This window comes from Tardiphaga sp. P4_G1 (assembly GCF_056401215.1).
The window spans coordinates 156534-176382 of sequence record NZ_JBFUJU010000007.1; the positions used below are offsets into that span (position 1 = coordinate 156534).

Consider the following 19849-nt stretch of genomic DNA (forward strand, 5'->3'; position numbering starts at 1 on the left):
AACGAAATCGCACATTGTGAAAAGTTCCTGAATCAATTTGGGCAATGCTGTGTCCTAAGCGCGACGTGGTCGCCAAAGCTGCCTTTTTCGTTTGAGGCGCTGTTGCACGCGTGTGACAGCAATCACTGCGCAATAGTCTAGGTTGCCTTTCGTCATCCCCCGTCGGGATTGAGAAGGAACACCTGATGAAGAAGCTTCTACTGTCTACCGCTGCTCTGGCCCTCGTCGCTTTGGCCGCTCCGGCGTCCGCTGCTGACCTGGCTGCGCGCCCTTACACCAAGGCTCCGGCCTATGCTCCGGCTACTCCGATCTACAACTGGACCGGCTTCTACATCGGTGGTCACGTCGGCGGCGCGTTCCCGGGCAACGACAACAACCTGCTCGGCGGCAGCAATGACGGCACGTTCATGGGCGGTGTGCAGGGTGGTTACGACTACCAGTTCGCCCCGAACTGGGTGTTCGGTCTCGAAGCCAATTACAGCTTCCTGTCCACCAGCAGCAACTTCGACAATCGCGGCCTCGGTTCGGTCACCGGTCGTGTTGGTTACACTTGGGGTCCAGCACTGCTCTACGTGAAGGGCGGTTACGCTTGGGCTGACTCGCGCTTCACCAACGGCTTTGCCGGCGACGGCGGCCGCGATGGCTACACGGTTGGCGGCGGTCTCGAATACCTGTTCACTCAGAACTGGTCGGGCAAGGTCGAGTACCAGTATTACGACTTCGGCAACGTCAACTTCATCACGCCGACCCTCGCCGTTGGTGGTTTCAAGAACGACGAGCACACGATCAAGGCCGGCCTGAACTATCGCTTCAACCTGGGCAACTTCGGCGCAGGCTTCGTTCAGTAAGCCTGACGATCTATCGTCTACTTCGTCTCCAGAAAAAACTTAGGCCCGCAGCAATGCGGGCCTTTTTTCTTGCTTACTCGGAGCGGTGAGCGATCAGACTTTGAAGTGCTTCGACAGCTTCAGGCTCTGGCCCTGATAATTCGAGCCGATACGCTGGCCATAGAGGGCATCCGGACGATCCAGCATGCGCTCATAAACGAGACGGCCAACGATCTGGCCGTGCTCGAGAATGAACGGCACTTCGCGCGAGCGCACTTCCAGCACGGCGCGCGAGCCTTTGCCGCCAGCGCCGTCATGGCCGAAGCCGGGATCGAAGAAGCCGGCATAGTGGACGCGGAATTCGCCGACCAGCGGATCGAACGGCACCATTTCGGCTGCGTAGTCCGGGGGCACCTGCACCGCTTCCTTGGACGCGAGAATGTAGAACTCGCCGGGATCGAGGATCAGCGTGCCGTCCTTGCGCGCCGAGATCGGCTCCCAGAACTCATTGACGCTGTAGCCACCGCGGCGATCGATATCGACCACGCCGGTATGACGCTTGGCGCGGTAGCCGACGAAGCCCGAGGCGTTTTCGCCGGAGAGATCAACCGACAGCGCGAGGCCGTTGTTGAGGTCAGCCGTGTCGCTGTCGACCAGCGGCTCCTGCGCGTGGAGTTCTTCCAGCGCCTCGGTGTCGAGCACCGCATCGCCGACCCGGAAACGGACCTGCGACAGGCGCGAGCCTTCGCGCAGCAGGACTGGAAATGTCTTCGGGCTGATCTCGGCATAAAGCGGCCCGTGATAGCCCGCACCGATCACATCGAACCGTCTGGTGCCATCAGCAATCACCCGCGTGAACACATCGAGGCGCCCCGTGGAGCTCTTCGGATTGGCGGCGGCGAAGATGTTCGGCGGCAGCGCCAGGCTCTCGATCAGCGGCACGATGTAGACGCAGTTGGTTTCGAGCACCGCACCGTCCGACAGGTCGATCTCGTGCAGCTTCAGTTCGTCGATGCGCTCGGCGACCGTCGAATTCGGCCCCGGCAGGAAGCTGGCGCGCACGCGATAGGCGATGGAGCCGAGCCGCAGATCGAGGCTGGCGGGCTGAATCTGGCTCTCGACGAAGGGATATTCCGGCAGGATCAGGCCTGCATCGGCCATCGCCGCAATCATGCGGTCGGGCAGAATTCCATCGGCATCGGGGGCAAGCGTAAACGGCACAGGTCTCGTCCTTCGGTCGTCCTTCAGCGAGAATACACTGAAAAATAGCGACTTTACCGGTTATCTCAGCCCCGCCTTGACGAAAAGGGCAAGCGGGAATATGCACATCGTTATCCCGTGGTGATTTGAGCCGGCCGGCTTGCAGCCACGTAAAATAAGTCGCTAAACAGGCCGGGGACACATGTCCTTCCAGCATGCGATCCCGGCCTGAGGACGTCCGTCCAGGCCGGTTTTTTTTGTGCCCGTGTTACGCGGGTACGTTGGAGGTCACATGTCTACGAAGTCCTATCGCCCCGAAACCCGGCTCGTTCATTCCGGCGCGCTGCGCTCGCAATTCAACGAGACGTCCGAAGCCCTCTTCCTCACGCAGGGCTTCATCTACGAGACCGCAGAAGCCTGCGAGGCGCGGTTCAAGGGCGAAGATCCCGGTTTCATCTATTCGCGCTTTTCGAATCCGAATACGTCGATGTTCGAGAGCCGCATGATCGACCTCGAAGGTGCGGAGGCTGCACGCTCGACGGCCACCGGCATGGCCGCCGTGACCACCGCCATTCTCGCGCCGCTGCGCATGGGCGATCACGTCGTCGCCGCCAAGGCGCTGTTCGGCTCCTGTCGCTACGTCATCGAAGAGCTGCTGCCGCGCTACGGCATCGAATTCACGCTTGTCGATGGACTCGACCTCGACCAGTGGCAGAAGGCGATGCGCCCGAACACCAAGTCGCTGTTTCTCGAAAGCCCGACCAATCCGACGCTTGACGTGCTCGACATATCAGCCATCGCTGACATCGCCCATGCCGGCGGTGCGCGACTGATTGTCGATAACGTATTCGCGACGCCGCTCTGGCAGAGCCCGCTGGCGCTCGGTGCCGATGTCGTCGTGTATTCGGCGACCAAGCACATCGATGGGCAAGGGCGCTGCCTCGGCGGCATCATCCTGTCGTCGAAGGACTTCATCGACGAGCATATTCACAACTATCTGCGCCAGACCGGCCCCTCGATCTCGCCGTTCAATGCGTGGACGCTGGTGAAGGGACTGGAGACGCTGGCGATCCGCGTTGAGCGGCAGACGCAGACCGCGGCAGCCATCGCAGACGTGCTGGCGCAGCATCCGAAAATCTCGCGGCTGATCTATCCGGGCCGCGAGGATCATCCGCAGGCAGCAACGGTGAAGAAGCAGATGCGTGCTGGTTCAACGCTGATCGGCTTCGAGGTAAAGGGCGGCAAGGCAGCGGCGTTCCGCGTCCTCAACGAGCTGAAAGTGGCCCGCATCTCCAACAATCTCGGCGACGCCAAGAGCCTGGTCACGCATCCGGCGACAACGACGCATCAGCGCCTGCCGCTGGAAGCGCGGCTCGAACTCGGGATCACGGAAGGTTTCATCCGCTTCTCGGCGGGCCTTGAGCATCGTGACGATCTGATCGAGGATCTCGAAGCGGCACTGGCGAAGGCGTAGTTCGCGCCATCACACTCCGTCATGCCCGGCGAATGCCGGGTATCCACGTCATTGCCTAGAACTAAGACGTGGATGGCCGGGACAAGCCCGGCCATGACGGCGTTTTAGTTTCAACTACCACAATAAACTTACAGCGGCTTCTGCGCCTGCTGAATCTGCGGCTCGTTGATGCCGAGCTTCACTTGGCCGACCGACTTGATGATGTTGTCGCCCAGCAGTTGCGCGAAGCAGGCATAGCCCCAGTCGTTCATATGCAGGCCGTCAGCAATGACGAAGCTGTCGAACGACATCTGCTGGCCTTCGTGCCATTCCTTCATCACTTCGAAGCGCGGGAAGATGCCGACCTTGCGTAGTTCGGCCACCTTGTGCAGCAGCGAGACCATCTTGCTGGTACCTTCCGGCCGCGTATTCACCAGCGGGGAATATTGCGGATCCACCAGCACCAGATCGGCACCCGCCGCCTGAATGCGGGCGACGCCGTCTTCCACCATCTTGCTGGTTTCGCCGGGATCGAGATTGCGCAGCACCGCATTGGTGCCGACTTGCCAGATCACGAGATCAGGCTTCGAATTGATCACTTCGCTCTGCAGCCGCGCCATCATTTCCGGCGCATCTTCGCCGCCCTTGCCGCGGTTGAGCACGGTGATATTGGCCGACGGGTAAGCACGATGCAGCTGCGCGGCAAGGCGGTTCGGATAGGTGAATTCCGGCGCTGTCGAACCGTAGCCTTCGGTGGAGGACGAGCCGAACGCAACGATGACCACGGGCTTGCCGGCCACGAGCTTGCTGGCCACATGCGGCAGCGCGCCCATCGCCTTCATGCCGCCTTTCGGTGTACGGCAGGGGACGCGGCTCAAGATATCGGTCGCGGTCTTTGCGACTTCCTTGACCTTGTCGATGGCTTTCGCAGCGACGCCCCTCTTCGCGGCGTCCGCGGGGTCATTCGCCGCAACGCCCTGGTCGGCGCCCTTGCTGTCAGCCGGGGCGGCCTGCGCCGCTTCCGCGTGAGCGACGGACGATGAGATCGGGAGTGCGAGAGTCGTAGAGGCAGCAAAGGCAGCGACGACAGCAAAGCGAGACAAATGGCCGACGAAACTCATTAACGCTGAATCCTCAAATCCGCTGCTTTGATCTTGGCCGCATCGACGACAAAGGTCGAAAGCGCCCGGCCAAGACAATCATGCACCCGCTTCGCCAGCTCCATGCCGGGCGACGCGCTGAACAGGTCAAAATCACCGCTCTCATTCCAGTGCCGCATGATGGCGAAACGGTCGAACAGCGGGACGTCGTGCTGCTGCGCCACCACACGCATATTATCTAGGTAGGCGGAGCCGGAAATCATCGTCTCCGTGCGCGGACTGTACTGCAGATTCATTAAAATGACGTCAGTTCCGGCCTTTTGCATGGCGGCAACGCCCTCATCCAGGGCGTTCCGGAAGTCGTCGGCGTCGGCCTGCTTCATGGCATCCACGGTTCCGGTCTGCCAGATCACCAGGTTCGGCTTCTTGTCCGTCACCAGCTGTTCCAGGGTAGGAGCCATTTCCTCGGCGGTCTTCTTGACCTGCAGCTCCAGTGCCACGTTCACCTCGACGCCCGGTAGCTTCTCCTTCAGATAGGCCTGCAGGCGGTTCGGATAGGCTGCGGAGTGGTCTGAGACCCCGATCACCGAGGATCGGCTGCCAACGACCAGAATATCGAGCTTTCCACCCGGTTTGGCCGCAGCCTCGACCTTGGGCAGGGTGCTTTCGGAGGTCAGGAGGTAGGCGGGAACCTCACAGGTATGCGCGGGCGGTTCGGCCCGGACAGGAGCCGCCACCAGCAGGCCAGCCAGCATCGTGAGCCGCAGAACGGCCTTCATGCTTCCCCTCCTGCGAGATCCGCGTCGGATCGTTTGGCGCGGGATCCGCCTTTGACAGTGACGCCCTTGTACCACGAAAACACCCAAGCGGCGGTTGACATAACAACTATGCCGAGGAAGCTGATCAAGGCATGCATGCCGGCCCCGCCGGCGACCTCAGCCAGCACGAAATGGCCGGCAAAGGCCAGGAACACCCCGATACAGAAGATTTCGAGGGAGTGCTGGCCGCACAGCACCATCGGCCGCAACCAGACCGATTTCAGCCCCGGCCAGTCCTTGGGCAGGAAACGGACGGTGAGCGCCGCCAGCGCCAGGAAGTGGGCGAAGCGCAGCACGTCGAGATCGGTCTTGTTGATGGGATACATCCACTGCTCGATGACCTTCGGCAGCAGATGGTGGATCTGCGGAATGTACCAGGTCAGCGTCACCCAGAACGCCGCCAGAAGATAGGCCACGCAGAGCCATAGCGTGATGTTGGACGACAGTATCCGCGACATCCTGACGGCGCCGCCCAGTGCGCACCAGGCGCCAAACACGAACAGCAACTGCCAGGCGAACGGATTGAAGGCCCAGACGCCATTCGGGTAGGCGGTCAGATGCAGGTCGAATTCCCAGGTCAGCGCATAAAGACCGACCGACAGCGCCAGCGTGAGATCGGCGCGGCGCCGCATCAGCCAGAGGATCGGCGGCAGGAACAGCATGAGGACGATATAGAGCGGCAACACGTCCATGTTGACCGGGCGAAATTTCAGTAACAGCGCCTGAACGATGGTCACGTCGGGCTGTTTGAGAAAATCGAGAATCCCCATTTCTTCGGAATAAAGCGGGTTCTCGAACCGCGTCGCAACATAGGAGATTTCCGCGAGGAAGATCGTGAACAGGAAGACGTGGGCGACATAGATCTGCCAGACGCGCTTGAAGATGCGCGCGCTGGCAACCAGCGTGCCCTGCTCCTGCATCGCGCGGCCATAGACGAAAGCGGCGGTATAGCCGGAGATGAAGATGAAGATCTCGGTAGCGTCGCTGAAACCGTAATTACGGATCGTCAGCCAGGTCAGGATATTCGGCGGCAGGTGATCGATGAAGATCAGCCACAGCGCCAGCCCGCGAAACAGATCGAGGCGCAATTCGCGTTCGGTGCCTGCGACGGGAAACGACACGGCATCGGCACGCGTCGAGGCGCGCGACGCGGACACGTGGGAGGACGCATCTGCGTGGGGATGGCCGGCAATCGGGTCGGCAACAGAGGTCATTCAGCACCGCTCAACGGAAATCGTCGCATGATGAAAATCGACCGCCCCACACCACGCAGGCAATTGCATGGGGCGATCCGTCACGTCATAGCCAAATCAGGGATCGATTATGGGGTAACTATGTTGAAACCGCGATGGGTTGCCGCCGTTCCGCGCAGCACTCCACGCCGATTTTCCCTGGATTTGGCCGGTAACGTGTTTTTCGCTATGCTTGCGACGCATTTTGAACGATGACACCGCCATGTACCGCGCCATCACACGACAGATCGAAGTCACCGTCGAACCGAATTTCATGCCTGAAAGCTCGTCGCAGGAGAAGCGACAGTTCTTCTGGTCCTATACGGTCGTCATCACCAATGCCGGCAAAGAGACCGTGCAGCTGAAGACCCGGCACTGGATCATCACCGATGCGTCCGGCCGCATGCAGGAAGTGCGCGGCGAAGGCGTCGTCGGCGAGCAGCCCGTGCTCGGCCCCGGCGAACGCTTCGAATACACATCGCGCGTGCCGCTGCCGACAACGTCCGGCTTCATGGAAGGCACCTATCAGATGGTGACCGATACCGGCGAGCCGTTCGAGATCGACGTGCCGCTGTTTTCGCTGGACGGACCGGACGGGAAGCGCGTGCTGAATTAGGCGACCGCCGAAATGTAGAAATGTAGGATGGGTAGAGCGTCTTCGCGAAACCCATCATCATCACCGTATGTTGATGTTGGTGATGGGTTTCGCTCCGGCGCAAGATGCGCCTGCGCTCTACCCATCCTACGGCCTCATCGCAGATTCAATTTTCAAACAGCCACTGCTTTTCAGACATGCGTCATCGCCCCCATTGTTTGCGGCGCGGGGGCGCCGTCGTGCTTCGCATTCCCGCCCCCTTGCGAGAGGGCGTGCGGAACGCCGGGTGCCCGTTGCACCCTTGGGCCTGATGCGAATGCGGTCTTCCGCAATCTAGAGTGCATCAGGACTTTCGGAGGCGCCGAGCGAGTGCCCGACGTTCCGCCTGCGGTGTTTTTTCGGTTGCTTGCACTTTGCCTCGACGAACGCTCCGATCGCGAATTAAAGTCCCAAGGCGATGGGAAGGGAGCCTCAAGCACTTGGCCGAACGCGTTTTGACTTGGTCGTCCGTCACACTGTCCAGGGGTCTGTCCATCCCAAGGTCGGCCGTGTCCTTGCCAGTGGCAGTGCTGGCGCAGATCCGTCCTGCCCGAAGACAGACGTCACCCCCAAACCGCGTGACGCCGCATCTCCGGCGTCCACCGCATCCCACCCCGCGAACGTGACGATCGCGATCGCCCCTCTCGGTGGGGCAGGACGGAGGGGAATATAATCAAGGCAGGGATCTTGTCAACAGAGGATAGGAAAAAATGTTTAGGCGCTGTCTTGCGGCCCCAAACTGTCATTCCGGGGCGCGGGCGCATCTTTGCGCACGTGAACCCGGAATCCCCGCATGGGAGTCTCCGACAGCGTAAAACACTCTGGGATTCCGGGTTCGCGTCCGGCAAGTGCCGGCCGCGCCCCGGAATGACGAGTGTGGATTGAGTTTCCTCGCCGCACCAATTGGTGTGCCGGGGAATGACAGCGGGGCGTGACGCGGGCGAATGCCTATTCCACGCCCGCTTCCTGCGGTGTGAACTCATACACCGACGAACAGAACTCGCAGGTCACGACGACCTTGTCGTCCTTGACCATGTCGGCGCGGTCCTGCGGCTCGAAGCTCTTGAGCATGCCGGACACGGCATCGCGCGAGCAGGAACACTCCGCGCGCAGCGGCGATGAGGTGAAGACGCGGACGCCGCGCTCGTGGAACAGGCGATACAGCAGCCGCTCGCCGGACAGATCGGGATCGATCAGCTCGACATCCTCGACGGTGCCAATCAGCGACTGGCCCTCGACCCAGGCGTCATCTTCCGGCACAGCATCCACCTCCGCGCCCTCCGGCGCATCGCCGGCATGGAGGTCGCGCTGCACGCGCTCCGGCGCCTTTGGCAGGAACTGCAGCAGCATGCCACCGGCGCGCCAGCGATGTGTCGGGCCACCTTCCTCGCCGCTGCGCCATTCCTCGCCGACGGCGAGGCGCACCTTGGTCAGAATCTGTTCGGAGCGCAGGAAGTATTCATGTGCGGCATCTTCCAGCGTACCGCCGTCAAGCGCGACGAGCCCCTGATAGCGGCTCATATCCGCCCCCTGATCGACGGTCATCGCCAGATGGCCCTTGCCGAGCAGCGCCGCGGTGCCGAGACCGGGCAAAAGGCGCTCGGCATCGAACCGCGCATAGGCGCGCATTTTATCCGGCGCGCGGAAGTCGACGATCATCAGCGACACCGGACCATCGGTCTGGGTCTGCAGGATGAAGCGGCCGTCGAATTTCAGCGAGGAGCCGAGCAGCGTGGTCAGCACGATAGCCTCGCCGAGCAGCTTGGCCACCGGCGCGGGATAATCATGTTTGGCGAGCAGTTCATCGAGTGCCGGACCAAGCCGCGTCAGCCGCCCGCGTAGGTCGAGCGGCGCCACCTCGAAGGGCAGCACCGCGTCATCGACCGGAACGGAAGACGGCGCGCGGATGGGGGCGTCGGGCTGGAGATTTGGATTTGATGGGGTCATGGCGCTCTATTTGGGGGCGGAGGGCGCGGAAGTCAAAGGTGCAGGGAACCGGGGAAATGGAGCGTATGCAGCTGCGCTTTTCTTCCCTCTCCCCCGCGCGAAGCGAAGCTTCGCCAGGTGGGAGAGGGTGGATCGAACATGCGAAGCATGTTCGAGACGGGAGAGGGGGCGCCACAAACACCGCGCTTTGCCGCTACCCCTCTCCCGCCCTCGCTTTGCTCAGGCACCCTCTCCCGCAAGGGGAGAGGGGAAGAAAGAAAGCTCCGTGCTGTCTCATGCCACCGCGTTGAGGCACCAGGCCAGAATGCCCTTCTGCGCATGCAGACGGTTTTCGGCCTCGTCGAACACCACCGACTGCGGACCGTCGATCACCTCGTCGGTGACCTCCTCGCCGCGATGCGCCGGCAGGCAATGCATGAACAGCGCATCGGGCTTGGCCAGCGACATCAGGCGCGCATTGACCTGATAGGGCTTGAGCAGGTTGTGGCGGGTCTCGCCGTCCTTGTCGCCCATCGACACCCAGGTGTCGGTGACGACGCAATCGACGCCCTTCACCATCGCATCGGGATCGTCGCTGAAGGTGATCGGCGCGTTTGCCGCCTTGACCCAGTCCTTGAACGGCTTCTTCGGCGACAGCTGCGGCGGCGTCGCGATATTCAGTTTGAACTGGAAGCGTTCGGCCGCATGCGCCCAGGACATCAGCACATTGTTGTCGTCGCCGGTCCAGGCCACGGTGCGGCCCTTGATCGGGCCGCGGTGCTCCTCATAGGTCATGACATCCGCCATCACCTGGCAGGGATGCGAGAACCGCGTCAGGCCATTGATGACCGGCACCGTCGCATTCTCCGCGAGCTCCATCAGCGAGTCATGATTGAGGATGCGGATCATGATGATGTCGACGAAGCGCGACAGCACGCGTGCGGTGTCGGCAATGGTCTCGCCGCGACCGAGCTGCATTTCGGCGCCGGTGAGCATCACAACTTCGCCGCCGAGCTGGCGCATGCCGACCTCGAACGATACGCGGGTGCGCGTCGAAGGCTTTTCGAAGATCATCGCCAGCGTCTTGTTCTTGAGCGGACGATCGGGCTCGGCATTCGAGCCATCCCGCCCCTTCAGCTTCGCCTTCATGGCGGCAGCCGCGTTCATAATATTGCGCAACTCACTGGCCGGCACGGCCGTGAGATCAAGGAAGTGCCGCGGTGACGTGCTCATCACGCGGCTCCCTGCGTCTTTGCAGGCGAGCTGAGCGCCACGCAAGCCTGTTCCAGCCGCTGCACGGCCTGCTCGATCTCGGACTCGCTGACGATCAGCGGCGGCAGGAAGCGCACGACATTGTCGCCGGCGCCAACCGTCAACAGCTTCGCGTCACGCAATGCTGCCACGAGATCGCCCGCCGGCACCACGGCCTTGAGGCCGATCAGCAGACCTTCGCCGCGCACTTCGCTGAGCACGTCAGGGTGGCCGTCGACCACGCCCGCGAGTTTCTGTTTCAGCAGCAGCGACATCTTCTTCACATGGTCGAAGAAACCGGGCTTCAGCATGATATCGAGCACGGAATTCGCAGCAGCGACCGCCAGCGGATTGCCGCCAAAGGTCGAACCATGGGAGCCGGGCGCCATGCCTTCGGCCGCTTCCGCCGTGACGAGGCACGCACCGATCGGGAAGCCGCCGCCGAGCGCCTTGGCCAGCGACATGACATCCGGCGTCACACCGATGCGCTGATAGGCGAACAACTCGCCGGTGCGGCCCATGCCGGTCTGCACTTCGTCGAAGATCAGCAGGATGCCGTTCTTGTCGCAGAGTTCGCGCAGCGCGCCGAAGAACGCGTTGCTCGGCGCACGCACGCCACCCTCACCCTGCAGCGGCTCGATGAGAATGCCGGCGGTGTTCGGACCGATCGCCTTCTTAACGGCTTCGATATCGCCGAGCGGCAACTGATCGAAGCCGTCGAGCGGCGTGCCGTAGCCTTCGAGATATTTGGCAGCGCCGGTCGCGGCGAGCGTGCCGAGGGTGCGGCCATGGAACGCGCCTTCAAAGGTGATGATGCGCGTGCGCTCGGGATGGCCCTTGGAGAAATGATAGTGGCGGGTCACCTTGATCGCGCATTCCATCGCTTCCGCACCCGAATTGGCGAAGAACACGAAGTCGGCAAAGCTTTGTTCGCACAGCCGCGCGGCGAGGCGCTCGCCGTCCGGGCTCTTGAACAGGTTCGACATGTGCCAGAGCTTGGTGGCCTGCTCCTGCAATGCGGCGACCATATGTGGGTGCGCATGGCCCAGCGCGTTCACGGCAACGCCGCTGGTGAAGTCGAGATAGCGCTCGCCATCGGTTCCAATCAGCCACGCGCCTTCACCGCGCTCGAAAGCGACATCCGCACGCGCGAAAACAGGCAGCAAGTGAGCCTGAGAGAGGGGCGAAGACGTTGCGTTGCTGGTCATAACCGATCCGATCGAAAAGACTGCGGCCGCGTCGATGACAACTGTGCGAAATCGAACAACGGACCCTAGAAACGAAACGTGCCGCCCTTCTCGGGCGGCACGTGGGCATTATTCTATGTGTGCTGTGAAGACTGTCAACCGCGCACTGCGGCTTTCGAGTCACACGGAGTCGCAGAAAAAGCCGATTTTGCCGCTTTATTTGCAGAAGCATGTGGACGCGGCATGCCCGACTCTTGCGCGCGAGTCACGGCATATTGTAGCTTTTGCCTCGTCGGATACGACATCTCGTGCGGCGGTAGATCCTTTTGACACATCCAGTGCGGCGTAACAGCCGGACGCGAAATTCGCGCCCGGTGAGCGCTAAAGGATTCTGACCGCAGGGATTTTTGAAGTCTCAACTCGCAGCGCTGCCCGGTCAGGCCGGCGCTCACGAAGGGAAAACGGCGATGACGGTAATGACATGGACCGACGATCGCGTCGAACAGTTGAAGAAACTCTGGGAAGGCGGCCTCTCCGCCAGCCAGATCGCTGCGGAACTCGGCAACGTGACCCGCAACGCCGTGATCGGCAAGGTTCACCGCCTCGGCCTGTCCGGCCGTGCCAAGAGCCCCTCCTCGGCAGCTCCGCGGCAGCGCAAGGCGCGCCCGGCACAGCAGATGGTGCGCGTCGCCCGCCCGATGGCCCGTGGCAACACAGCATTGGCCCATAACTACGAGATCGAGGCCGAGCCCGACCCGATCGCCTATGACAACATCGTGCCGATCAGCCAGCGCCTGTCGCTGGTCGAACTCAACGAAGCCACCTGCCATTGGCCGATCGGCGATCCGTCGAGCGCGGACTTCTATTTCTGCGGCGGCAAGGCCCTGGCCGGCGCCCCCTATTGCGCGCATCACTCGCGCATCGCCTATCAGCCGGCCAGCGACCGCCGCCGCGCGGTGCCGAAGCCGACGCGCTGAGCTGGAAAGTATCTAAACCAAATGAAAATGCCCGGCGATGAGCCGGGCATTTTTTGTTTGGGGCTTCTTCCCTCTCCCCGCTTGCGGGGAGAGGGAAGATACCTACTCCGCCGCCTTGTCGAACCGATCATCCAGCGCGTAGCCGGCGCCGCGCACGGTGCGGATCGGATCGGGCTCACCGGCGGGGTTGAGCAGCTTGCGCAGGCGGCCGATATGCACGTCGACGGTGCGCTCGTCGATATAGATGTCGCGGCCCCAGACGCTGTCGAGCAACTGTTCGCGGCTGAACACGCGGCCCGGATGTTCCAGGAAGAACTCCAGCAAGCGATATTCGGTCGGACCGAGATCGATCGGACGGCTTGAGCGCACGACGCGGCGCTTGTCACGGTCGAGTTCGATATCGCCAAACGCCAGGACGGTGGCGAGACGCTCGGGAGCTGCACGACGGAGCAAGCCCTTCACGCGGGCCAGGAGCTCCGGCACGGAGAACGGCTTGACGATGTAGTCGTCGGCACCGGTGGCGAGACCGCGAACGCGCTCGCTCTCTTCGCCGCGCGCCGTCAGCATGATGATCGGCAATGCCTTGGTTTCGGGCCGTGCGCGCAAGCGGCGGCACAGTTCGATGCCGGACAGGCCCGGCAGCATCCAGTCGAGCACCACGAGATCCGGCACCCGCTCCTTCAAGCGGGTGTCGGCATCGTCGCCGCGAGCAACGGTTTCAACATCATAGCCTTCGGCGTCGAGGTTGTAGCGAAGCAGCGTCGTTAGCGCCTCTTCATCTTCCACAACCAGAATGCGTGCATTCACAGCCATCTTGATCAATACCCTCAGTGACGTCCGACAAGTCTTTAAATCATGATCCTTGCGGAAGACTGGCTTCCACTTTTCCTGATCATGCTTCAGACCGTCGGCGTATTCGCGAATGTGGTCATGTCGCCCTTCGGGCGCTTGTCGAGGATCTGCTGGCCCTCGATCATGTAGAACACGGTTTCCGCAATATTGGTGGCATGGTCACCGATCCGCTCGATGTTTTTGGCGCAGAACATCAGGTGGATACAGAACGAAATGTTACGCGGGTCTTCCATCATATAGGTCAGGAGTTCGCGGAACAGCGAGGTGCAGATCGCGTCGATTTCCTCGTCGCCCTTCCACACCGTCATCGCGGCGGGCAGATCGTGTGCGGCATAGGCGTCGAGCACAGCCTTGACCTGGGTGGTCACGAGGTCGGTCATGTGCTCAAGGCCGCGGATCAGCTTCAGCGGATGGAAGTCGCTGTCGAGTGCATTGACGCGCTTGCCGATATTTTTGGAGAGATCGCCGATGCGTTCCAGATCGGTGGCGACGCGCAGCGCGCCGACGATCTCGCGCAAATCGACAGCCATCGGCTGGCGCTTGGCGATGGTCAGCACGGCGCGCTCTTCGATCGTGCGCTGCAACTGGTCGATCTCGGAGTCGGTGGCGACGACGCGGGCGCCAAGTGCGACATCCCGGCGGATCAGCGCGTCGACGGATTCGACGATCTGCCGTTCCGCGAGGCCACCCATCTCGGCGACGAGACGGGTCAGCTCCTGCAGATCGTCGTCGAAAGCCTTGGTGGTGTGTTCAAAAGCCATCTCAAATTCCTCCCGCGAATATGTCGCGTCAGCCGAAGCGGCCGGTGATGTAATCCTGGGTACGGCGGTCGGTCGGCGACGTGAAGATCTTGTTGGTCTGATCGAACTCGATCAACTCGCCGAGATACATGAAGGCCGTGCTGTCGGAGACGCGGGCAGCCTGCTGCATGTTATGGGTCACGATCGCGATCGTATACTGATCCTTCAACTCGTCGATCAGCTCCTCGATCTTCGCGGTCGAGATCGGATCCAGCGCCGAGCACGGCTCGTCGAACAGGATCACTTCCGGCCGCACCGCGATGGTGCGCGCGATGCACAGGCGCTGCTGCTGACCGCCCGACAGGCTGAGGCCCGACGCGTTGAGCTTGTCCTTGACTTCGTTCCAGAGTGCACCGCCGCGCAGCGCCCTCTCGACGCGAATGTCCATCTCCGACTTGGAGATCTTTTCGTAAAGGCGGATACCGAAGGCGATGTTTTCGTAGATCGTCATCGGGAACGGAGTCGGCTTCTGGAACACCATGCCGACGCGGGCGCGCAGCAGGTTGAGGTCCAGCTTCGGATCCAGAATGTTCTGGTTGTCGAGCATGAGCTGACCTTCGGCGCGCTGGCCGGGATACAGGTCATACATGCGGTTGAAGATGCGCAGCAGCGTGGACTTGCCGCAGCCCGACGGGCCGATGAATGCGGTTACGCGGTTCGCCATCAGCGTCAGGTTGATCTTCTTCAGGGCGTGGTGTTCGCCATAGTAGAAGTTCAGGTCGCGCACGGTGACCTTGGGACGGGTCTCGCCCTGCAGGGCCGACGGCGGCGGCATCGAGACGGAAGGAACGCCAGACGACACAGAAAGCTCACTCATTTTGCTGTCCTCTCGGCGCCGAGAATGCGCGCGCCAATGTTAAGGGCAAGTACGGTCAAGGTGATGATCAGGGCACCGCTCCAGGCGAGCTGCTTCCAGTACTCGTAGGGGCTCTGCACGAAGTTGTTGATGGTCACCGGCAGGTTGGCCATCGTCTTGGTGAGATCGAGGCTAAAGAACTGGTTGCTCAGCGCGGTGAACAGCAGCGGCGCCGTTTCACCGGCGACACGCGCGGTCGCCAGCAGCACGCCGGTGATGAGACCGGCGCGGGCTGCACGATAAGCAATCCGCTTGATGACCAGGGAGCGCGGCAGGCCGAGCGCCGAAGCCGCTTCGCGCAGCGGGTTCGGCACGAGACCAAGCATATCTTCAGTGGTGCGAACCACGACGGGGATCACGATCACGGCGAGCGCAAGCGAACCGGCGAGAGCCGAGAAGCCGCCCATCGGAACCACCACCGCACCATAAACGAAAAGGCCGATGATGATGGACGGGGCCGACAGCAACACGTCGTTGATGAAGCGGATCACCGAAGTGAGCTTGTCGTGCTTGCCGTATTCCGCGAGATAGGTGCCGGCAAACAGGCCGAGCGGCGCGCCGATGCCGACGCCGATGACGGTCATGATGATCGAACCGACGATGGCATTGAGCAGGCCGCCTTCCATGGAGCCGGGCGGCGGCGTGTTCTGGGTAAAGATCTGCAGGCTGATGCCGGCGATACCGTTGTAGAACAGCGTGAACAGGATCAGCGCGAGCCAAGTGACGCCAAAGAGAGCGGCACCCATGCAGAGCCCACGGATGATCATGTCGTTGCGGCGGCGTGAAGCGTAAATCGGGTTCATATTAGTTGCCCGCCTTCTTTTCCAGACGCAGCAGCATCAGACGCGCCGCCGAGAGCACGAAGAATGTCAGCACGAACAGCAGGAGACCGAGCAGGATCAGACCCGATTGATGCAGACCGTCGCTCTCCGCGAACTCGCTGGCGATCGCTGCCGAGATCGTGGTGCCCGGGCCAAAGATCGAGCCTGTGATCCGGAACGAGTTGCCGATGATGAAGGTCACCGCCATCGTTTCACCGAGCGCACGGCCGAGCGCCAGCATGACGCCACCGATCACACCAACGCGGGTATAGGGGATGACGACGTTGCGGACGACCTCCCAGGTGGTGCAGCCGACGCCGTAAGCGGCTTCCTTGAGCACCGGCGGCACCGTCTTGAACACATCGACCGAGATCGAGGTGATGAAGGGCAGCACCATGATGGCGAGGATCAGCGACGCGTTGAACAGCGAGAGATAAGACGGCGGGCCGGCGAAGATCACGCCGAGGACCGGGACGCCTTCGAAGGCGTTGATCATGAATGGCTGCACGTGGTTGGCCAGGAACGGGCCGAGCACGAAGAAGCCCCACATGCCGTAGATGATCGAAGGAATACCGGCGAGAAGCTCGACCGCCATGCCGATCGGGCGGCGCAGCCAGTTCGGGCACAGTTCGGTGAGGAAGATCGCGATGCCGATGCCGACCGGGATGGCGATCGCCATCGCGATCACCGAGGTGATCAGCGTGCCGTAGATCGGGCCGAGCGCTCCCAGCACCGGCGGATCAGCCGACGGTGCCCAGCGCTGCGTCGTCAGGAACGAGAAGCCGAATTCTCGAAGCGCCGGCCACGCACCAACGATAAGCGACAGAATGATGCCGCCGAGGATAAACAGAACGGACAGAGCCGAGACGCGGGTGATCCAGTAAAACGCCTGGTCCCCCGTCTTGAAGGCATTCAAAGCCTTCGCACGATCATAAGGTCCGGCAGCGTCCATCGAAGAGCTCTGTACGGCCATGTCTGCCACGCCAGTCCCCTGTAATTGTTACAATACCCCAAAACGCATTGCCCTGGAGGGGCTTGTCAGGGCGCGAAGTCAGAAGAGAAGAAGAGAAGAAGAAAGAAATTCAGCCCTGCAGCAAACGGAGGAGAGATGCCCCTCTCCTCCGCCCACACACCAGATCAGCTCTTGATGTCAGCCGACCAGGTCTTTTCGATCAGCTTGACGACCGAGTCCGGCATCGGGATGTAGTCGAGCTCTTCGGCAGCCTTGTCGCCCTTTTCGAACGACCACTTGAAGAACTTCAGCGCTTCAGCCGAGGCCGCCTTGTCGGTCGGGGCCTTGTGCATGAGGATGAAGGTCGCCGCAGTGATCGGCCAGGACGCTTCGCCCGGCTGGTCGGTGAGGATCACGTAGTAGCCGGGAGCCTTGGCCCAATCGGCATTGGCAGCAGCAGCCTGGAAGGCAGCGACGGTCGGCTGCACGGTCTTGCCAGCCTTGTTGACGAGGCCGGCATAGGTCAGCTTGTTCTGCTTGGCGTAAGCATATTCAACGTAACCGATTGCGTTCTTGGTCTGACCGACGTTGCCGGCAACGCCTTCATTGCCCTTGGCGCCGACGCCAACCGGCCACTCGACAGCCGTACCGGTGCCGACCTTGGTCTTCCAGTCAGCCGAGGCCTTCGACAGATAGTCGGTGAAGTTGAAGGTGGTGCCTGAACCGTCCGAACGACGAACGACAGTGATGGCAGCCGAAGGCAGCTTCAGCTTCGGGTTCAGCTTGGCGATGGCAGCGTCGTCCCACTTGGTGACTTTGCCGAGATAGATGTCGCCGAGCACTTCGCCGGAAAGAACCAGCTCGCCCGAGGCGATGCCTTCGAGATTCACGACGGGAACGATCGCGCCCATCACCATCGGCCACTGAACCAGGCCGTCCTTCTCGAGCTGCTCAGCCTTGAGCGGCGCGTCGGTGGCGCCGAAGGTCACGGTCTTGGCCTGGATCTGCTTGATGCCGGCGCCCGAACCAATCGACTGGTAGTTCAAACCGTTGCCAGTCTCTTTCTTGTAGGCATCGGCCCACTTCGAATAGACCGGGAACGGGAAGGTTGCGCCGGCACCCGTGATGTCGGCGGCAAATGCCGAGGTCGAGGCGGCAACGAGGCCGGCAGCGACGATCGCTTTGAGGAATTTCATGGGATGTCTCCAATCTCGTGAGCGACCGCGCCGGATGCGCCAGTTGTGCTCACGCCGCCCGTTTAGGGGTGGTCGATTGTGCTTTTATGATAGTTCCGTGACACTTGGATGACGGCACCAAGCATCTGTAAATGCTTTGTTTTTCTGCCTCCGCGGATAATTTTACCGTGCAAATGACAGCGAAAATGCCCTGCCATACGGGTCATGCTAGGTCGTCAAAATCCGCCGTCACAGGGGTTAACAATATGTTTCAGCAGGCGGAATCCGGCCTCGCGCGCATGCGCGCGTATGACAGCGGCGGGCACGATATCGAGGGGGATCGGACGCAATGCCGCACCATCCGCCAGGGCTTTTTTGACTGTCTGAGCGAAGCGCAGCGATGCGGGACCGCCCGAGGGCGGCCCTGACGGGCACAAGAGAACGAAGGGAGTTTAAGGCGTCAGGACGCCGCGGAGGCGGGAGGCGCCGGCGGCGTCTTCACCTGCGGAAAGGCGGCGGTAAAAGTCGCGCCGTTCTTCGGCACGCTTTCGATCAGCAGCCGGCCACGATGCCGGTTCAGAATGTGCTTCACCAGCGAGAGGCCGAGGCCCGTACCGCCCTGTGCGCGGCTGTCGCCGACATCGACCCGGTAGAAACGCTCGGTCAGGCGCGGCAGATGCTCGGGGGCGATGCCCGGGCCATAGTCCCGCACGGCGACGCGGATTTCCGGCACACCCTCCGAGGTCGACTCCGTGGTCAACGATACGTCCACCTTGCCGCCGGACGCGCCGTATTTCAGCGCGTTCTCGATCAGGTTCTCGAACAGCCTCAGCAATTCCTCGCGATCGCCAGCGATGGACACCGGCGTCTCCGGCAGCGCCATTTCGATCCTGACGTTGCGCTCGTTGGCGAGCGGCTCCAGCCCGTCGCCGACCTGACGGATGATGGGGAGAATATCCACCAGCGTGTCCGGCCGCACATGCGCCGACAGTTCGACGCGCGACAGCGACAGCAGATCGTCGATCAGCCGTGCCATGCGGGTCGCCTGCGCATGCATGATGCCGAGAAAGCGCTCGCGCGCCTTGGCGTCGTCCTTGGCCGGCCCCTGCAGCGTATCGATGAAACCCGACAGCGCCGCCAGCGGCGTGCGCAGCTCGTGGCTGGCATTGGCGACGAAGTCGGCACGCATTTCCTCGACACGGCGCAGCGGCGTCTGGTCGTGGAACGTCATCAGCATGCAGGTGTCGGTGCCGCCAAAGGCGGTCGGAACCGGCACCGGTGTGATCATCAATTCCATCCAGCGATCGACCGGAACGTGATCGAGATAAGTCGCACGGCGCGGCTCGGTGGTGGCGATGGACTCGCGCAACGCGGTGATGATCTCCGGCGAGCGCAGCGCGAATTGCGCCAGCTCGTTCTTACGGAGTGCCGGCGCGAGCTGCGCCGCTGCGGCATTGAGATGGATGACGCGGCCGGCACGGTCGAGCAGCACGGCGGGATCGGGAATGCCGGCAATGATGGCGCGCACCGCGGGTGCCTCGACAGGATTGGCGGCCAGCGCCTCGTCGCGCGCCGTCACCACGTCATGCAGCCGCCACGGCACCAGCGCCGCACCGGCGATGCAGACGAACACGATGCCGGCGCGCAGCGGCGACAACTCGCCGAAAAACACCAATGCGGCCAGCGCCAGGCCGGCGGCCAGCAGGATGATCGCCGAATGCCGCAGCCGATCTGGCCACGGCGAAAACATGGTCGATGGAGAAGCTTCAATGGCCATCTGAACCGGAT

The 19849-nt window shown here is 62.1% G+C and carries 19 protein-coding genes and 1 riboswitch; of the genes, 5 read left to right on the plus strand and 14 right to left on the minus strand.

What is annotated here, in order from left to right; all coding sequences use genetic code 11:
• Window positions 1-185: 185 nt before the first annotated feature.
• A complete protein-coding gene (locus tag AC1DUY_RS18255) occupies window positions 186-848 on the plus strand; it encodes an outer membrane protein (protein ID WP_478116066.1) in 663 nt (220 codons plus the stop codon).
• A gap of 93 nt (window positions 849-941) precedes the next feature.
• Here the strand turns inward: AC1DUY_RS18255 and AC1DUY_RS18260 are convergent, their stop codons facing one another.
• On the minus strand, window positions 942-2048 hold the full coding sequence (locus AC1DUY_RS18260; protein WP_068737579.1) for a 2'-deoxycytidine 5'-triphosphate deaminase: 1107 nt from the start codon (window positions 2046-2048) through the stop codon (window positions 942-944).
• 107 nt (window positions 2049-2155) lie between these two features.
• Window positions 2156-2235, plus strand: a riboswitch (SAM riboswitch).
• A gap of 84 nt (window positions 2236-2319) precedes the next feature.
• Here AC1DUY_RS18260 and AC1DUY_RS18265 point away from each other — a divergent pair.
• Window positions 2320-3501: an O-succinylhomoserine sulfhydrylase gene (locus AC1DUY_RS18265; RefSeq protein WP_120287922.1), complete on the plus strand. Its 1182-nt coding sequence runs from the start codon at window positions 2320-2322 to the stop codon at window positions 3499-3501.
• Window positions 3502-3629: 128 nt separating this feature from the next.
• On the opposite strand, the gene AC1DUY_RS18270 is transcribed toward AC1DUY_RS18265, so the two are convergent.
• From AC1DUY_RS18270 to AC1DUY_RS18280, 3 genes are read right to left on the minus strand one after another with little or no spacing between them, the layout of a single operon-like run.
• Window positions 3630-4601 (minus strand): SGNH/GDSL hydrolase family protein, encoded by a 972-nt coding sequence (locus AC1DUY_RS18270; RefSeq protein ID WP_478116069.1) that lies wholly within the window; start codon window positions 4599-4601, stop codon window positions 3630-3632.
• Window positions 4601-5359, minus strand: coding sequence for an SGNH/GDSL hydrolase family protein (locus AC1DUY_RS18275; protein ID WP_175365881.1), 759 nt, complete (start codon window positions 5357-5359; stop codon window positions 4601-4603). Before AC1DUY_RS18275 ends, AC1DUY_RS18270 begins: the two co-directional genes overlap by 1 nt.
• Window positions 5356-6612, minus strand: a complete 1257-nt coding sequence (locus AC1DUY_RS18280; protein ID WP_184512953.1) for an OpgC domain-containing protein — start codon at window positions 6610-6612, stop codon at window positions 5356-5358. Before AC1DUY_RS18280 ends, AC1DUY_RS18275 begins: the two co-directional genes overlap by 4 nt.
• Before the next feature lie 27 nt (window positions 6613-6639).
• On the opposite strand from AC1DUY_RS18280, the gene AC1DUY_RS18285 reads away from it, so the two are divergent.
• Both AC1DUY_RS18285 and apaG read left to right on the plus strand, forming a co-directional pair.
• A complete protein-coding gene (locus AC1DUY_RS18285; RefSeq protein WP_478116071.1) occupies window positions 6640-6846 on the plus strand; it encodes a hypothetical protein in 207 nt (68 codons plus the stop codon).
• 7 nt (window positions 6847-6853) lie between these two features.
• Complete coding sequence (gene apaG / locus AC1DUY_RS18290) at window positions 6854-7246, plus strand: Co2+/Mg2+ efflux protein ApaG (RefSeq protein WP_089266768.1); 393 nt, start codon at window positions 6854-6856, stop codon at window positions 7244-7246.
• 966 nt (window positions 7247-8212) lie between these two features.
• Here apaG and AC1DUY_RS18295 read toward each other — a convergent pair.
• From AC1DUY_RS18295 to AC1DUY_RS18305, 3 genes are all read right to left on the minus strand, one after another.
• Entirely contained in the window at window positions 8213-9211 is a 999-nt protein-coding gene (locus tag AC1DUY_RS18295; RefSeq protein ID WP_478116073.1) for an Hsp33 family molecular chaperone, read from the minus strand.
• 273 nt (window positions 9212-9484) lie between these two features.
• Window positions 9485-10423 carry an ornithine carbamoyltransferase gene (gene argF, locus AC1DUY_RS18300; protein ID WP_068737593.1) on the minus strand — a complete coding sequence of 313 codons (939 nt, stop codon included), beginning with the start codon at window positions 10421-10423 and terminating at the stop codon, window positions 9485-9487.
• On the minus strand, window positions 10423-11649 hold the full coding sequence (locus AC1DUY_RS18305; protein ID WP_441231262.1) for an aspartate aminotransferase family protein: 1227 nt from the start codon (window positions 11647-11649) through the stop codon (window positions 10423-10425). Before AC1DUY_RS18305 ends, argF begins: the two co-directional genes overlap by 1 nt.
• 446 nt (window positions 11650-12095) lie before the next feature.
• Between AC1DUY_RS18305 and AC1DUY_RS18310 the strand changes: the two genes are divergently transcribed.
• Window positions 12096-12605: a GcrA family cell cycle regulator gene (locus AC1DUY_RS18310; RefSeq protein WP_068737968.1), complete on the plus strand. Its 510-nt coding sequence runs from the start codon at window positions 12096-12098 to the stop codon at window positions 12603-12605.
• Window positions 12606-12707: 102 nt separating this feature from the next.
• On the opposite strand, the gene phoB is transcribed toward AC1DUY_RS18310, so the two are convergent.
• From phoB to AC1DUY_RS18345, 7 genes are all read right to left on the minus strand, one after another.
• Window positions 12708-13412 (minus strand): phosphate regulon transcriptional regulator PhoB, encoded by a 705-nt coding sequence (gene phoB / locus AC1DUY_RS18315; RefSeq protein ID WP_068737970.1) that lies wholly within the window; start codon window positions 13410-13412, stop codon window positions 12708-12710.
• A gap of 92 nt (window positions 13413-13504) precedes the next feature.
• Complete coding sequence (phoU, locus tag AC1DUY_RS18320; RefSeq protein WP_089266763.1) at window positions 13505-14218, minus strand: phosphate signaling complex protein PhoU; 714 nt, start codon at window positions 14216-14218, stop codon at window positions 13505-13507.
• Between the two features lie 28 nt (window positions 14219-14246).
• A complete protein-coding gene (gene pstB, locus AC1DUY_RS18325; RefSeq protein ID WP_068737599.1) occupies window positions 14247-15074 on the minus strand; it encodes a phosphate ABC transporter ATP-binding protein PstB in 828 nt (275 codons plus the stop codon).
• The gene (gene pstA, locus AC1DUY_RS18330; RefSeq protein ID WP_089266762.1) at window positions 15071-15916 is read right to left on the minus strand and encodes a phosphate ABC transporter permease PstA; all 846 of its coding nucleotides are present in this window, start codon (window positions 15914-15916) and stop codon (window positions 15071-15073) included. Before pstA ends, pstB begins: the two co-directional genes overlap by 4 nt.
• A 1-nt stretch (window position 15917) precedes the next feature.
• Window positions 15918-16916, minus strand: coding sequence for a phosphate ABC transporter permease subunit PstC (gene pstC / locus AC1DUY_RS18335; protein ID WP_478116077.1), 999 nt, complete (start codon window positions 16914-16916; stop codon window positions 15918-15920).
• A 155-nt stretch (window positions 16917-17071) separates the two neighbouring features.
• Complete coding sequence (gene pstS, locus AC1DUY_RS18340) at window positions 17072-18082, minus strand: phosphate ABC transporter substrate-binding protein PstS (protein WP_092140314.1); 1011 nt, start codon at window positions 18080-18082, stop codon at window positions 17072-17074.
• A gap of 439 nt (window positions 18083-18521) precedes the next feature.
• Window positions 18522-19838, minus strand: a complete 1317-nt coding sequence (locus tag AC1DUY_RS18345) for an ATP-binding protein (RefSeq protein WP_175369589.1) — start codon at window positions 19836-19838, stop codon at window positions 18522-18524.
• Between the last annotated feature and the right edge of the window lie 11 nt (window positions 19839-19849).